This window comes from Arsukibacterium sp. UBA3155 (assembly GCA_002364615.1).
In the GTDB taxonomy this organism is placed as follows: domain Bacteria; phylum Pseudomonadota; class Gammaproteobacteria; order Enterobacterales; family Alteromonadaceae; genus Alishewanella.
This window is the reverse complement of sequence record DEYP01000002.1, coordinates 24940-39999: the sequence shown is the minus strand read 5'-3', so window position 1 is coordinate 39999 and position 15060 is coordinate 24940. Positions and strand designations below refer to the sequence as shown.

The 15060-nt window shown below is 50.2% G+C and carries 12 protein-coding genes; all 12 read right to left on the bottom strand.

What is annotated here, in order from left to right; genetic code table 11:
- Nucleotides 1-2 precede the first annotated feature (2 nt).
- Nucleotides 3-995, bottom strand: a complete 993-nt coding sequence (locus B2X65_RS00225) for a hypothetical protein (RefSeq protein WP_290609722.1) — start codon at nt 993-995, stop codon at nt 3-5.
- The gene (locus B2X65_RS00220; protein WP_290609721.1) at nt 980-2026 is read right to left on the bottom strand and encodes a hypothetical protein; all 1047 of its coding nucleotides are present in this window, start codon (nt 2024-2026) and stop codon (nt 980-982) included. The genes B2X65_RS00225 and B2X65_RS00220 overlap by 16 nt, the downstream gene beginning before the upstream one ends.
- 47 nt (nt 2027-2073) lie before the next feature.
- Nucleotides 2074-2364, bottom strand: a complete 291-nt coding sequence (locus B2X65_RS00215; RefSeq protein WP_290609719.1) for a PAAR domain-containing protein — start codon at nt 2362-2364, stop codon at nt 2074-2076.
- Between the two features lie 62 nt (nt 2365-2426).
- Nucleotides 2427-4241 carry a type VI secretion system tip protein TssI/VgrG gene (tssI, locus tag B2X65_RS00210; protein ID WP_290609718.1) on the bottom strand — a complete coding sequence of 605 codons (1815 nt, stop codon included), beginning with the start codon at nt 4239-4241 and terminating at the stop codon, nt 2427-2429.
- A 96-nt stretch (nt 4242-4337) separates the two neighbouring features.
- A complete protein-coding gene (locus B2X65_RS00205; RefSeq protein ID WP_290609717.1) occupies nt 4338-4817 on the bottom strand; it encodes an Hcp family type VI secretion system effector in 480 nt (159 codons plus the stop codon).
- A gap of 309 nt (nt 4818-5126) precedes the next feature.
- A complete protein-coding gene (gene tssH / locus B2X65_RS00200) occupies nt 5127-7760 on the bottom strand; it encodes a type VI secretion system ATPase TssH (protein ID WP_290609715.1) in 2634 nt (877 codons plus the stop codon).
- Between the two features lie 20 nt (nt 7761-7780).
- Complete coding sequence (gene tssG / locus B2X65_RS00195) at nt 7781-8776, bottom strand: type VI secretion system baseplate subunit TssG (protein WP_290609713.1); 996 nt, start codon at nt 8774-8776, stop codon at nt 7781-7783.
- 24 nt (nt 8777-8800) lie between these two features.
- Complete coding sequence (gene tssF, locus B2X65_RS00190) at nt 8801-10633, bottom strand: type VI secretion system baseplate subunit TssF (RefSeq protein WP_290609712.1); 1833 nt, start codon at nt 10631-10633, stop codon at nt 8801-8803.
- Complete coding sequence (tssE, locus tag B2X65_RS00185) at nt 10633-11121, bottom strand: type VI secretion system baseplate subunit TssE (RefSeq protein ID WP_290609710.1); 489 nt, start codon at nt 11119-11121, stop codon at nt 10633-10635. The genes tssF and tssE overlap by 1 nt, the downstream gene beginning before the upstream one ends.
- A 5-nt stretch (nt 11122-11126) precedes the next feature.
- On the bottom strand, nt 11127-11969 hold the full coding sequence (locus tag B2X65_RS00180) for a type VI secretion system accessory protein TagJ (protein ID WP_290609708.1): 843 nt from the start codon (nt 11967-11969) through the stop codon (nt 11127-11129).
- Nucleotides 11970-11979: 10 nt separating this feature from the next.
- Nucleotides 11980-13515, bottom strand: a complete 1536-nt coding sequence (gene tssC, locus B2X65_RS00175) for a type VI secretion system contractile sheath large subunit (RefSeq protein WP_290609707.1) — start codon at nt 13513-13515, stop codon at nt 11980-11982.
- 54 nt (nt 13516-13569) lie between these two features.
- Nucleotides 13570-15060 carry a type VI secretion system contractile sheath large subunit gene (gene tssC, locus B2X65_RS00170; RefSeq protein ID WP_290609705.1) on the bottom strand — a complete coding sequence of 497 codons (1491 nt, stop codon included), beginning with the start codon at nt 15058-15060 and terminating at the stop codon, nt 13570-13572.

Below are 15060 nucleotides of genomic sequence, written 5' to 3'. Positions count from 1 at the left end.
CCTTAAAATTCAGAAATGCTGCTGGCATGCTGCCAACTGAAAACGGCCACGGCACGATACAGCCGCGGTGAAATTTCGCACTGCAGGGTAGCGCCATTCAGGCTTCCGCTTTTGTACCCCAGATATAAATGTAATAGCCGGTAAACACCGCCGGCCGCACCAAGTTCACCGGTATAATAGGCAGGAAAGTGCAGCTGAGTACTCATATCAATTTTCGGTGCCAGGCAGGAATAATGACGCTGCCAACATGCGGTCACTGCAGTGCTGCCATTGTCTGGCAAATACAGTTGGCTAAGTGGGCCTTTGCTACCCTGTGCAGCCCCCACAAATAAATGGCCCATAGCCAGGTCGGCGCTGGTATGACTAACCGTGGCATCTGCTGCCAGATGCTGACACCGTAAACCCGCGTCATCCTGATTAAGGGCCATTGCCACGGCGCCCTCAGACCACAGCACCTGTTCAGTTTGCAGCGCATCTGTCAAATCAACCGCCTGCCCGTTGCTGGCAGATGCCCCTGTTGCCAATGGCAGGTAACTGGTTACCGGGCTATCCACTGCAATCAGCCATACCACCGGCGTCCCTTCCTCAAGTAACTGCCTGGCAGCAGAAAGCGCCAGCAATGCTGCACTGCAGCCATAAGGAAATATCTGGCATGCGCAATGGCTTAACAACGTCGGAAACGCCTGCTGCAGGCTACTGACAAATTGTGCTAACAGGGGATCGCTAGCCAATTGCTCGGGTAACACTAACAAAACCGGCGCCGCTGCGGGCGCAGCAGTTAATTGCGGCCACAAACCAGCCAGTAAGGCAACCAACCTTGCCGCAAACGACATACCGGGTTCAAGCTCAGCTACGCGGTTAAATTGCCGCCATTGTCCGTTAAGCATAGAAAGTGTGGGCGCTACCGGCACCGCATCCAGCTGCATTGCCCAATCAGTAACTGAAGTTTTACCCAGCACCGCGGCATATTCTTTAACGGCTATGCAACCGGCCATAGTCCACCTTGCCAGTTGTTTGGTTCAGCCAGAGCCAGACCAGGGGTCTGCAATACCCGCAGAGCAGCCGCAGCAAAACGCTGATACTGATTGCCGCTGGCCCAACACGCAGCAAAATCTAACGAATTCAGCAGCTGCCCGCCAAGCATCGGCTCGGTTGTATCGGCTGGCAACCTTTGTCTATCTGCCGCCAGCTCCGTTTGTAAATTATCAGCTGCCAGCGCACCGAGCATCGTTATCAGAGCACTTTGCGCTGCAACCCGGTGGGCAGGTTCTTGCGTTATCTCAAGTAATACCGGACAAAACTTAGCCAATCCGCTAAACCCCATCGCATTGACCGCCAAAGCAGTGTCGCTGCTACATAGCGCATTAACGATCCGTATTTTGCGCTCCGTGCAGGCACCCAGCAGCAATAATTGCAGTTGTCGTGTCGTCAGACATTCTGCATTGTGTAACTGCAGTACCAACTCAAATTCGTCGCTATGCTGCCCCAATAAATATAATGCGTAATTAAGCTCGGCCAGACGTGCCGCGCCCAGAGTATGATCGGTTGTCTGCTTTAATAAAGCAGCACGCTGAGTCGTTAAACCACACTGCCCGGCTAACTGCACGGCGCTTCGTCTGTCAAAAGACTGCATAACGTCAAACAGGCGACTAGCAGCGGGTTTGTCAGCAAGCAGGCAGAGTAACAGGCTTTGTTCTGAGCGGCAGTACTGCTCAAAATAATGTGCTTTGGTTTTTTGCTGCAACGCCAGCCACAGCTCTGCCAGTAACACCTGAGCAGATAAAGTCAACGGCAACGCCAACAAGCTGTCCAGTTCAGCCACACGATTATCCAGCAACGCCTGCAGCCACAACGGCAAATCGAGCTGCTGGCTCAGATAACGCTGGCATAAACGCACACTTTGCAGCAGGCGATTGTCATGCTGCTGCAACTGGGTAAGCGTAATGTAGTCACTGCTACTGAAGCGGTCGCGTTGCAACCATAGCAGATGACTACGCTCTGCCAGATCAGAAAATGTTTGCATCATTGTTCAGCCATACCAGTGCCACCCCGTTGCCTTATTCTTGATATAACCTAGCCACCAATCAGCACGGTGGGGACCCCTACCACTATCTTGCCGCCATGGGCTGTGTCATCGCCAAGCCTGGCCGCATTCTTGCCATTGATAAACACGGTAGCCGAGCCGCCGCTGATGCTGTCAGGCGGTCCGACACATAGCAGCTTGTCGGCCTTACGTGCTGCAGGCATACCGGCAATGCTGACATTAGGGGAGCCTTGCAGCACAGGCCCCCCCACGTGCGGTACCTGGCCAGTAACTTTGGGGCAGACATGCATACAACCAATTATCGCGGCGGGCTTGCTCATTGTTCACCTGTATTGCAACGCATTCTGCGCCAGTGTCTTACTCGCTCAGGTTTGCGTTTGCACTAGTTAATACTGACTTTAGCGCCATTGATCGTAATGTTAACGCCTTTAATGGCAATGGATCCGTCGCTTTTCATGGCAATCGAGGCGGCGCCGGTTTTAATGGTAATGGCATCTCCTGCCTCAATAGTGAGTGCTTTCCCTACTTTATGCGTTTCAGCGCCATCCACCTTAATGGTCCGGTCTTTATTGACCGTGTCCTGGTCACTACCCTTAATCAGACGCGTACTGTCATTATCGATACTGATCTGTTGGTCGTGTTCAACCTGCATGGTAAAGTTTTTTTCGGCATGCAAATAAAACAGCTCATCGCCTTTCTTATCTTCAAAACGAATTTCGTTAAAATTATCGGCCGCCCCCCCTTCGCTGGAGCGGCTTTTAATCCCGCTCTGTGTTTTATCGGTGGGTAAATCGTATGGCGGCATATGATCAGAGTTGTAAACAGCACCGATGATTACCGGTTGATCAGGATCACCATTTAAAAATTCCACCAGCACTTCCTGATCCCGGCGCGGGTAAAAAAACATGCCCCATTTTTTGCCCGCCCAATTCTGACTCACCCGGATCGGACAAGAACTTTCATGATCAGTTATGTCACTGCGATCCCAGTGAAACTTCACGGTTACCCGGCCCAGTTCGTCAACCGAAATCTCCTCAGAGCCTTTACAGGTTACAGTAGCCGTCTGTACGCCTTGCACCAGTGGCTTTGCGGTTTGTAATAAGGGCCGGTATGCCACCTCTTTGGGCACACAACGGAAACTGTTGCTAATAATTATCCCGGCGCTTTGATTAGCACCCGTTTGACTGATAATGGCGGCATCTAAGCGCAAGTCGGTAATAACATACTGCTTGCCCTCTTCTGCTTTATCCTCATGCTCACTGATAGTAAAGGTACGTCCGGCGGTAAAACTTCGACAACTGCTGGCCCCTTGTTGCATGGCCATATCACGTTGTAATGCTTCAAGTCTGATTGTGGCTATGGCGTTCGCGCGGGTGTGGGTGTCAGCTTCTGCTTCGTATTTAAAGATTTCATAATCAGCATGCTTACTAACCAGACTCCCCTTGCCATAGGTGCCGGTAGGTAACGCTTTAGGCTTTTCCAGATTGTAGCCACGCTGCACAAACTTGCCCGGTACCATCCGTATGGCTTTTTGCCACTGGCTAATATGCGCCTCTGCCAGGGTGCCGGTGTGAAACTTAACATGGTTCTCTGTGCAAGGCTGATAAGCCGACGCTTTATCCGCCAGTATCAGCTTATGCTGGCCTTTACTGTGTTCAAAAAAGTAGAAAATACCTTCTTGCTCCAGCAAGCGACTGATAAAACTGAAATCAGCTTCTTCGTACTGTACTTTATATTCGTAATCGGGATAACTGCCGCTGATTTTAGAACTGGCGTCCAGGGTAATGCCATGTTCAGCAGCCAGCATTTCAACAATTTTCAGCACATTGCTGGCTTTAAAAATGCGACTATTCACCTTATGCTGCATGTACCATGCTGCGGGCACGATACTAAGATGATAGTCGCGAAAGTTATTGCCACCGGCGTCTTTGTTTACCCGTAACCCCAGCGAACTAAGCGAGGCTACCACACCATGAATATGGCGCTGGCGGTTATTTCCCAATTCAAGAGTTATACAAACCTCTTTACCAATCAAATCTTTAGCTGCTATTTCCTGACCATTAGTATAAACCGTTGCGGCCAGTGAAAATAACCGGGATATTCCTTCATCTAATACAAAGCGGGTCAGATAAAGCGCATCCTTACCCAGCGGGGTATCAATTCTGATGCTGTTTTCATCCTGGGTAGCTTTTTGCATCCGTTCGCCTCAATCAAGAATGGATTGGTAAAAATTCCGGGCTGATTTGCAGTAAGTGCAGCTGACACCGCAGGCGGCATCAGCTGCAGCTCAACCTTACAGCTTGGCGCCTTTAACGCCGCTGTAACCGTATACCAGTGGTGCAGTAACGTTGTTTTTGTCGTCTGTTGGGGTAACAGTCATCATCAACTCGGTGTAGCTGATCACGATAGTTTCAACAGGACGGTCACCTGAAACTGACATCTGATAGCTGCTGATCATCGCATCAGTCAGTTCAATTTTCATGATTTCTTCAATTTTGTCGCCTTGCTTGGTAATGTGGAATACCGCCTTCTGGCCTTTACCAATAGTCGCTTCTTTGAATAAATCCGGTGATGATTTATCTTGCAGTTTTGTAATAACAATATCGTTTAACCGGGTAGAACTGGCTTCACGATCCATCGCCGTACCGGTGTATGAAGTTAACTCGCGGTGAGAACCCCAATCCAGAGATAAAACAGTGATCATGTCTTTGAATTCATCAGCGGTCGATTCGCCTTTGATCGCGCCATACTGCAGGTAGGTATTTGCTTGCATGCTATGCTCCTTTTGCATATTTAAAATAGTGTCCACTCAGGACAGATATAAACCCGGGCAAACTCACCCCGGCCAAACGCCAAAAAAAACACTTCCTACAGCCACTATGCATACCACAAACACATTTAACAATGTTTAAACATTAAAGCGGACTTTGTTGGTAAAGTACTTTTTCAAACTGTACAAATTATACATTCTAAGAAACTATGATCAACTTTTAATTAACTATTTATTTATTTAATTAACCGATTAGGTCGGCAATAAATATAAAAAAAGTTTACAACTTAATTTGTTTATTAAATGTAATAATTAATCAATATGGTAATCGAAAGTTTCGCCATTAAAACTTAGCTGCACCTGCTCAATGGTTTGCTGCTGCGCGCTACGCTGCAGGATCATGACTGACAACTCCGGTAATAACGTATTTTGCAGAATATTGTGGATAGTACGCGCACCGGAGCCAGCGTCCTGACAGCGACTGACAATGGCGTCAATCACCTCACTCTGATAGCTGAAATCGGCACTGTAGTGCTGCTGTAACCGCTGCACAATCCGCTGTAACTGCAATCGGCTAATCATCGCCAGTTTGTCATCGTCCAGTGGCAGGTAAGGAATAACGTTTAGCCGCCCCAAAAAAGCGGGTTTAAAAATCTGCAGTAAATCGTCTTTTAACGCTTTTGTCAGGCCAGCAACAGAGGGAGCAGTGTCGATATCTTCAAATAACCGCATAGTGGTGTCTGTGCCGACATTAGAGGTCATAATAATGATGGTATTTTTAAAATCGATATCGCGCCCTTCCCCATCTTTAATCGACCCTTTGTCAAATACCTGATAGAAAATATCCTGCACTCCGGGATGCGCTTTTTCCATTTCATCCAACAATACCACGCTGTAAGGCTTACGACGCACGGCTTCAGTTAAAATGCCGCCTTCGCCGTAGCCGACATAGCCTGGGGGCGAGCCCAGTAACAACGACACTTTATGTTCTTCTTTAAACTCCGACATGTTAATAACGGTAAGGTTATCTTCGCTGCCGTAAACCTGTTCTGCAATCGCCAGTGCAGTCTCCGTTTTTCCCACTCCGCTGGGACCTGTTAACAAAAAGATACCGTTTGGCTTGTTCTCATCTGCCAGTTGCGCTCGTGAGGTTTGCACGGTGCGGGCAATCAGTTGCAAAGCATGTTGCTGGCCAACGACCCGCTCTGCCAGGTGTTGTTCCAGTGCCAGCACCGTATTTATTTCATCAGAGTGCATTTTACCAAGCGGTATACCCGTCCAGTCAGCCACCACCTCTGCAATCAATTGCCCGGTAACCTGCCAATGCACCATCGGGGTGCTAAGTTCGGCTAATGACGCCCGCAGCGCACTCAGCTCTTCGAGCAGTGGCCCGGTATTAACCGGTGTTTCAGTGCCCTGCTCAGGGTTGTCGCTCGTTGTCGTTCTGGCATCCTGTTGCAGCTGTGCTGCCAATTCCCGCGCCCTGGCCACCCACTCACGCTGGGTTTGCCATTGTTGCTGCAGCTCACCACGTAACGTTTTTGCCTGCGCTAATTGCTGTTGTATTTCCTCAAGCTGACGGGTGTGCATCTGGCCAAGCGTCTGCTCGCGCTGCAATACGTTGATTTCACGAGCTAACTGATCAACGATACGTTGTTGATCTTCAACCGGGCCGGGTATTGCGTCCTGGCTCATCGCTACCCTGGCACAGGCGGTATCAAGTAGCCCTACTGCTTTATCCGGCAGCTGACGGCCACTGATATAGCGGTCAGACAAATACGCGGCGGCTTGCAATGCGTTGTCAGTAATACTCACGCCATGATGGCGCTCCATCACGTCAAGCAAACCACGCATCATTAATACAGCTTTTGCCGGGCTCGGCTCTTCTACTTTTACCACCTGAAAACGTCGGGTTAATGCCGCATCTTTCTCAAAGTACTTTTTGTATTCGGCCCAGGTAGTGGCGGCGATGGTTCTAAGCTCACCACGAGCCAGCGCGGGTTTCAGTAAATTGGCAGCATCGTTCTGTCCGGCCTGACCGCCGCTGCCAATCATGGTATGGGCTTCGTCAATAAACAAAATAATCGGCGTAGGGCTTTGCTTTACTTCGTTAATAACGTTTTTCAAGCGATTCTCAAACTCGCCCTTCATGCCTGCACCTGCCTGTAACAGGGCCAAATCAAGCACCCGCAGGGCAACAGCCTTAAGTTTTTCCGGCACGTCCGCTGCTGCAATCCGTAAGGCGAGGCCTTCTACTACAGCGGTTTTACCCACGCCGGCTTCACCCGTTAATATCGGATTATTCTGACGCCGGCGGGTTAGAATATCGATCATCTGGCGGATCTCAAAATCGCGGCCTACTATCGGATCAATCTTGCCAGCGCGCGCCTGTGCCGTTAAATCAACGGTAAATTGATCCAGTGCCGGCGTTTTACCAGGCTTGGTATCTGCAACCGCTGCGCCGCCCTGTTCGGCCGATTGAGCCGCCAGACCAGGCCATACCCGTAACAGCTCGGCGGCGTTTATTTTATCCAGCTCTGGGATACGGCGTAACATCAGACCTGAGAGACTCTCGTCCTGCAGCAGGGTATATAATAAGTAGACACTGCGAACCTGATGGTCATTAAACTCGATGGTCGTGTTAAGCCAGGTTGCTTTTAGCCAGCCAATCAGTTGTACCGAGATCCCCGGCAATGAATTATTTCCGGTTTTCAGCTGCTCCAGAGCTTGTTGCAGCTGTTGGCGCACTTTATCTGTGTCAACGGCAAATGCCCGAAACACCAGTGAAAAATCAGCACTATCGCGTTGTACTAAAGCATCCAGCCAGTGTTCAATTTCTACCGAATAGTGGCTGCGAGACTGGCAACGCGCCGTCGCAGCTTCAAGTGCCTGTTTACATTCGTTATTGAGGGTTTCTACCAGACTTTTTAGAGAATGTGTCGACATAAATGCTTCCTGTGCATTAATTAAAGCCGGCCCAGTTGGAAACCAACCTGAGCGGGATGCTGCGACATTGCAGCGCGAATACTTAAGCGGCTACCCCGGCCCAGCGACGTTGTGCTGTCAGCCAGACGGCTACAGGGGAAATCCTGTTGTCTCCCCTTTACTACCAACCGAACTTGCAAATGAGGGTCGAGATAACGGCCAGCAATATGCTGAACTAACTGGTAGCGACTGGCGCCTGGCAAAAAGCCGGCTAATGTATTGGCGGGTGGGGCAACTTCAATCACTACCACTGAGCTGACATCCCACACCTGCTGTCCCAACATACTGGTTTGGCCCAGCATGCCATTCTGACCTTCAGGCAGGGTGCGACTGCTAAGCCGGCTTTGATCCTCTTTGGCCAGCGCCAACCATCGGCCCGCCAAGGAAATCACCTTAACCGGCGCGCCCAGCAAATCCGTTAATATTTGCTGTAAAAACTGGCTTGAGCGATTGCGCTGGCTAAACGCCCCCGCGTAATACAAACCAAGATTGTCATTACAGCCACTGAGTTGTTGCAGTAAGGTACTGAATGGATCATTTAAGCCATTGGCAATCTCATACTGACAAGCAAACCGGTATTTTTCCCAGGCCCGGTAATACAGTGAAATCAGTCGATGATTAAACATATCGAAAAAGTCACGCATGGCGCCGTCGCGTTGCTTTAAGCGCTGCAATAACATCTCGGTATAATGCTGCGGCATTACCCCGCTGGGCCCGGTTAACCCCAGGAAACTGACATATAACTCCAGTGCCAGCTGATCGTTATCGTTGGTGCGTGCATTGGCTTTATTTATAGGCTGGCCGGCAAAACCTAAATGTTGCTCGGCCTTAAACCGGACCAGCTCTGCGCCGGGAAACGCATCGCGTCCCACCCCGTGCCACTTTTTCTGCTCAGCACTTAACTGGCGCTCTATCTGATATACCGCCTGGTAAAAGTCGAAATCGCCTGGGCTGGCAACTAACGCGGCGAAGCTCATAGTGGCTCTCCCATCACGCCATACTCATAGCAATACTCTGCTACCTACTCTGGCGGGCCAGCGATGGTAGAGTTGTTCATGCTCTTTTAGTTTGACACTAAGCCGGGTGTAGCTGTTGATGCTGGCATACTGGGCAAAGAAAGCATCGAGAATGTTGGCGAAAAAATACACATTGCTGCCAGTGTAAGCAGACTGACTGAATTCCAGCAAAATTTCGGTACCGCTGCAAACAGCAATCCGGCCCTGCTGATTAACCCGCGCTGAGCCACTGCTCAGGGTCAGGCCGGTAATACCGTCAATCAACGCTTTTGATTCTGGCGTGCAACGAAAATCGTATAGTTTTAATGTTTCCTGCAATACCGTTAACGCCTGCTCACCACTAAAATGGTTCAGGGTAAGGTGATTTACCAGCTGCCAGCGGCTGCTCTCAGCAAGTGCCGGGCGAATGCTCATGGTTGGTGCCACCAGACAACGTACCGATTTAATCACATCAGCGTGTTTACTGATGGCAAATTCCGGCTCGCCGCCACCAAATGGCAAATAAGCTGGCTGATTGCGGTTACTGCACAGGGCGTTAACCTGAATAACCCAGTTTTGTTGATCATCATGGCTACTGACGCCCTTGAAATGACGGTCAATAATGGATAAATACACTTCGGTGCCCGCTTCCGCATAGCCCCCCGCCCAGTCAACAAATTCACGCCGGGTATGCCAGAACAATTGCTGTTGCGCCAGATAATCAGGGTGGCCCTGGCTGTAATAAGGATTGAGGGTCACTTCATTTCCGTGTGGATCAAAAGCCTGTACCTGTTGTACCTGTACCACCTCACAGACATCAGCATCCAGATAGCGCGGCGCCAGCCGGTACTCATATTGGGCCGACTCTAACTTCACCGGCTCAAGTTTTTGCTTAAACAAATTAATCACCGGAGTGCAGCCCAGCAACACGCTATCGGCGGTAACATGGCGCTCTAACTCATCTGCCCCTTCGGCCAGATAAAAATACAAATCTACCTTATCGGCAATACCCGGCCAGCTTGGATCCAACCCGGTCAGGCCAAAAAACAGAAACTTTTCCGGACATAAAAATTGCTCAATAAGCAACCGGTAACCACTGAAACTGCGCTGACTGTAAGGCACAACCTGCTCATCATCGGCAAAGCCAATGGCGTGGATATGACGAGGTTGCAAAAACTTCATCTGCTCAGGCTGGCCAGTCGGCGCCACGCCAATGCTAATAACGTGCCTGAGGATCAATTCAAACAGCTTATAGACATGATGACGCTGACCATTAAGGTAGAATCGCAACTGGCCTATCGCCAATTCCTGCAACGAGGTGTTATCAAACTCACAGGCTAAGGTTAACTTGAGTAAGGCCTTAGCGGTCGGACTGGCTGGCGGTCTTGGCGCATGAAATGGCGCATTCTTAAATTCGGCCTGCACCACTTCCAGCGGCCAGATATCGCTGTCATAGCAACTCTGAAACGTACAGGGCTTCAGCCCTTCAGCCCGGGTTTCAAACTGAGTGCCACGTTTAATCTTAATACCCGATGTCGAGACATTCTGACTGACCAGCTTTAATACCGATACGGACGGAATAGGTGCCTGATAATCCGGATACATCTGGCCCAGCAAGGCATCGGTCAGTTCGGGAAAACTGTCATCCAGCTTCTGCCGGATTTGAGCACTGAGCAGGGCAAAACCTTCAATTAACCGCGAGACATGTGGATCTTCAACTGTCTCTTCGCTAATACGCAACCGACCGGCAATTTTCGGATATTTTTCGGCGTATTCGGCCCCCATTCTGCGGATAAACGTCAGTTCACGATTGTAATACTTTAATAACTCATCATTCATTACTGATAATCCCTGATGGTCAGCCCCAGATGCACCGGTTCCACCTCGGAGTCGAACATAATATGTTCCGGCTCGGGGTCGGCATAGAGCAATGCCTGGATCCGCAGCCGTAACACCCGCTCAATGGTTTGATCGTCATCGGCTAACGACACTTCTACCTCAACAAACCTCGGTTCAAAACGGCGGATACATTGCTCTACTGCCCGACACAACTGCTGGCGGCCTTCAATAGAGTCGACCACCATTACCGAAAAATCTGGCAGACCATAGTTCAGCAGGCTTTGCTGCAACTGCTGATAACTCTCTGGCCAGACGTGCCATTGCACCCGGGTATTGAGCAGGTTTTCCAGATCCCTCCGGACACTTTGTCGCAACGCTTTTAAATCAAAGCCACGACGTTGCCGGCCGGGATCTTTCTGGCCAGGTGCATCGTCAATAAGCCGATCGAGCAGCGACATTTGCAGCGCCTGTTTCTGATGTACCTTCATCTTGGTTATTCAGCCATTGCCGCGACAGCTGCAGGCTCAGCTTCACTGATGGCGTCAAGCTCGAACACCTCACTGAGCGCTACTGCCTGCTCGCCCAGCAACAACATTTTCTGGCCAGTACCGGTAATCAGCCGATCACTATGCTCATGCCAGTCGGTCGCCCGGCCAAGTTGTATTAACGGATCAATATCGGCAGCATCAGCAACAGGGTTCGCCACATAAATCATTGGTAAAAAAGCCTCACCCTGTGGGCCGTCGACAATACTGATATCAACCCGCCGCCAAATGGTGTCGAGCAGGCTTTTCACCGGATGCAGCTTTAAACTGGCAACTTGCTCAAACCCGGCCAGGTAATATTTGCCATCGGTACCAAACAACTCCAGATATCCCCCCAGACTGTCGTCCAGGTCACGGATATCCGTATGGCACTTATCGCCACAGGCAATAGCAACCTGTGGCCGCAGTTGTTCCATCTCCCCGGCCGCTAACGTCGCCCCGGCAATGTCCTGCTCATGCATCGCTAAACGAAGCTTTAACAGTGCGCTGAACATCGGCGCCGGCTCACCAAATAAAGTGGCCGTCATGCCACCCTGGTAAAAGTCACGCCGGGCAGTTTCTGCCCGGATAAGCTGTCTTACATTGACGGCGCCAAGCAGAAAGTCCGGATGCTGACGTACTATCATGTCCAGCTGAGCATCGGCTTTGTCCAGCTCACCGGCTATACATAATAACTCAACGTACACCGCACGCATCTGGGCATTGAGTGGGTCTTCCCGTAGCTCGCTCAGCGCATGGTTTAACGCACCGGCTAACTGACCGCTACTGATTAAGGTATTAAGTTTTTTCATTTAAGATCCCTCAGGCTGACGCCTTTTGCTTTGGAGATAGCTCCGCGACTAATTTTACTGATGTCACCATCTGATCCAGCTGAAAGTGAGGCTGTAACTGGATCACTGAATAATAGCGGCCGGGCTGGCCCCTTTTTTCTTTCACTTTTATTCGCGCTTCACGCAAAGGCCGGCGCGCCCGCACTTCATATGACGCATCCTCAGAGGCTGTGGTGTAGTTATGTAGCCAGCGCTGTAATTCCTGCTCGCATTCTTCTGCCGAGACATAACCCCCAACTTTGTCGCGACCTATCACCTTAATGTAATGGGCAAACCGGGCCACACATAAGATGTACTGCAACATGGCAGATAGCCTGGCGTTTACACTCGACAAGGTTTTATCGTAGGCTTTTGCCTCCTGCACCGAGGCATTGTTATAAAACGCATAAAAATCGCTGTACGGCACAGCCGATAGCGGCACAAAACCGGCATCAGATAACGCCGCTTCAAAGCGATGCCCCACCAGCAAATTGACCGATGGCTTATTAAAAGGCTGGTATTTTTCGGTTTCGTACTGGCTAACCGGCAGATGGGTCACCAGGCCAAAGTTATAATGGCCCGCTTTCATACCGCGTATTTGCCCAAACCAGCCCGACTCGCTATAGGCCCTGACCAACACGCCGGCAAACGCCCAGGCGGCATTACCCCACAGATAGTCCCGCTCTGGCCGGCTAAATTGTTCTTTAAACACAAAACCTTCAGTGCGGCTGCCATCGTCCTTGTAAGGTGGGCGCATCAGTACCTGTGGCAATACCAAGCCCAGAAAGCGGGCATCTTCCATATTTCGTAGCGCCCGCCACTTAACATATTCCGGCTGTTTAAACTGGCTGGCGATATCAGTCACCTGGCCAAGTTCTGAGAAATGATCCACCCCGAATAACGAAGGGTGGGCAGCGGTAATAAAAGGCGCAAATGCAGCGGCAGCCGTGCGCGCTACTTCCTGTAACGTATCGAGGTCATTAATACTCTGGCCACGACGGATTTTATGGCTGATCTGATAGTCACCAACCAAAACGCCAAATGGCTCGCCACCTGCCATATCAAATTCGTTGTCGTAAATGAGTTTGAAGAAATCACTCTGGTCAAAATCGATAGCCCGGTTTATGTCTTTACTTAGCTCAGGCCAGGATAGTGAAATAAGTTTAACTTTAACTTTTTGTTCGCGATCATAACGTTCGGCCTGCTCTGTCAGGTACAACAAGCCCCGCCAGCTGGCCTCCAACGTTTGAAATGTCTGGTGATGCAACACCGCATTAAGCTGCTGGTTAATCAGGCTGTCAATTTCGGCAATGGCCCGGCCCAGCACCGGGGCAATAAAAGCCGCCCCGGCACAGGGACGGCTTTCAATATGCTGCAGCCAGAATAACACCGCGTTCAGCGGATTGGATTCACGCAAAAAACGGCTCAGTAAACCTGTTCTGGCATAACTGGCATAGGACGGACAGGGCCTGCTGCCCTCATCCGTATCAAATACTGTATCAGCAACAAAATTAACTGCGTCAACCATGACTTGTCCGTCCCTGCCTTTTATAACCGCTCAGAGTTGGTTACTAAAACGTGCTTAGCTACCCATTTCCGGAATTTTGGCTACTAAACGTAATGACGTAGACAATTCTTCCAGCTGCAACCATGGCCGTAACCAGGCTACGGCATTATAAGAACCAGGACGCCCCGGGATCTCACGCACCTGCACCTTGGCATCCGCCAGTGGATAACGGGCCCGGACTTCCTGGCCGCTGCCTTCTGAGGCATTAACATAAGTCAGGATCCAACGATTGAGCCACACTTCCACATCTTCGGCCTCCATAAAGCTGCCAATTTTGTCGCGGGCCAACACTTTGAGGTAATGGGCAAAACGTGATGTCGCCATTAAATACGGTAAACGGGCTGATATAGCGGCATTTGCGGTGGCTTCCGGGCTATCATATTTTTTCGGTTTTTGTGCGGTCTGGGCACCAAAAAACACGGCGTAGTCGGTATTTTTATAATGGCATAATGGCAGAAAGCCCATTTTGCCCAGCTCTGCTTCACGACGATCGGTAATACCAATTTCGGTAGGACATTTCAGATCCGGGTCACCATCATCACTCATAAAGATATGCGACGGTAAACCTTCCACTTTACCGCCGCCTTCTGCGCCGCGAATGGCGGTACAAAAGCCATATTGTGCAAAAGCATTGGTCAACCGGCTACCCAATACATAGGCGGCATTCATCCAGCAATAGTGGTTATGGTTAGTATTTTTGGCAACGGCTTTCTGGCCATCTAATTCAAACTCTTCATAGCCAAACTCTTCTACCGGCGCCGTAGTGCTACCGTAAGGCAGGCGTGCCAGTACCCGTGGCATTGACAGCGTCACAAAGCGTGAATCGTCACTGTCACGGAATGAACGCCATTTAGTGTATTCCAGCGATTCAAAAATCTTTTCTAAATCGCGTGGCTTAGACAGTTCCGTCCACTCGTCAAAACCAAACAACGCCGGTGAGGCACTGGACAGGAACGGGCAAAAACCAGCGGCAGAAACATTAGACATATAGGTCAGCGTTTCAATATCTTCCGGATGGTTGGTAAACTCATAGTCACCAATGATCGCACCATAAGGCTCGCCACCTGGGGTACCAAACTCTGTTTCATACACTTTTTTAAAGGTCTGGCTCTGGTCAAACTCGACCGCTTTACTTAAATCCTTGTACAGCTCTTTTTTGCTCATGCTAATCATGCGGATTTTAAGTGAACTGCCCGTTTCAGAGTTAGTCACCAGATGATTAAGCCCACGCCAGCTACCTTCTAATTTCTGAAAATCTTCCGCATGCATAATGGCCGCCAGCTGATCAGAGATCAGGGTGTCCAGCCGGTTAATCGCTTCGTTAAACGTTACCGTCAGGTTTTTATTCCAGCTGACCGTGCCGCTCATTGCTTCTTCGGTTAGGGTGCGAATAAGTTCTTCGGCGCGCGACGCATCTGTCTGCTTGGTGGCACCGATAGCCTGGTCCAGTAGCGATGCAAACTCAGTGCTGCTGTCGTGGCTTTGTGCTAAAGCTTCCGTACTCAT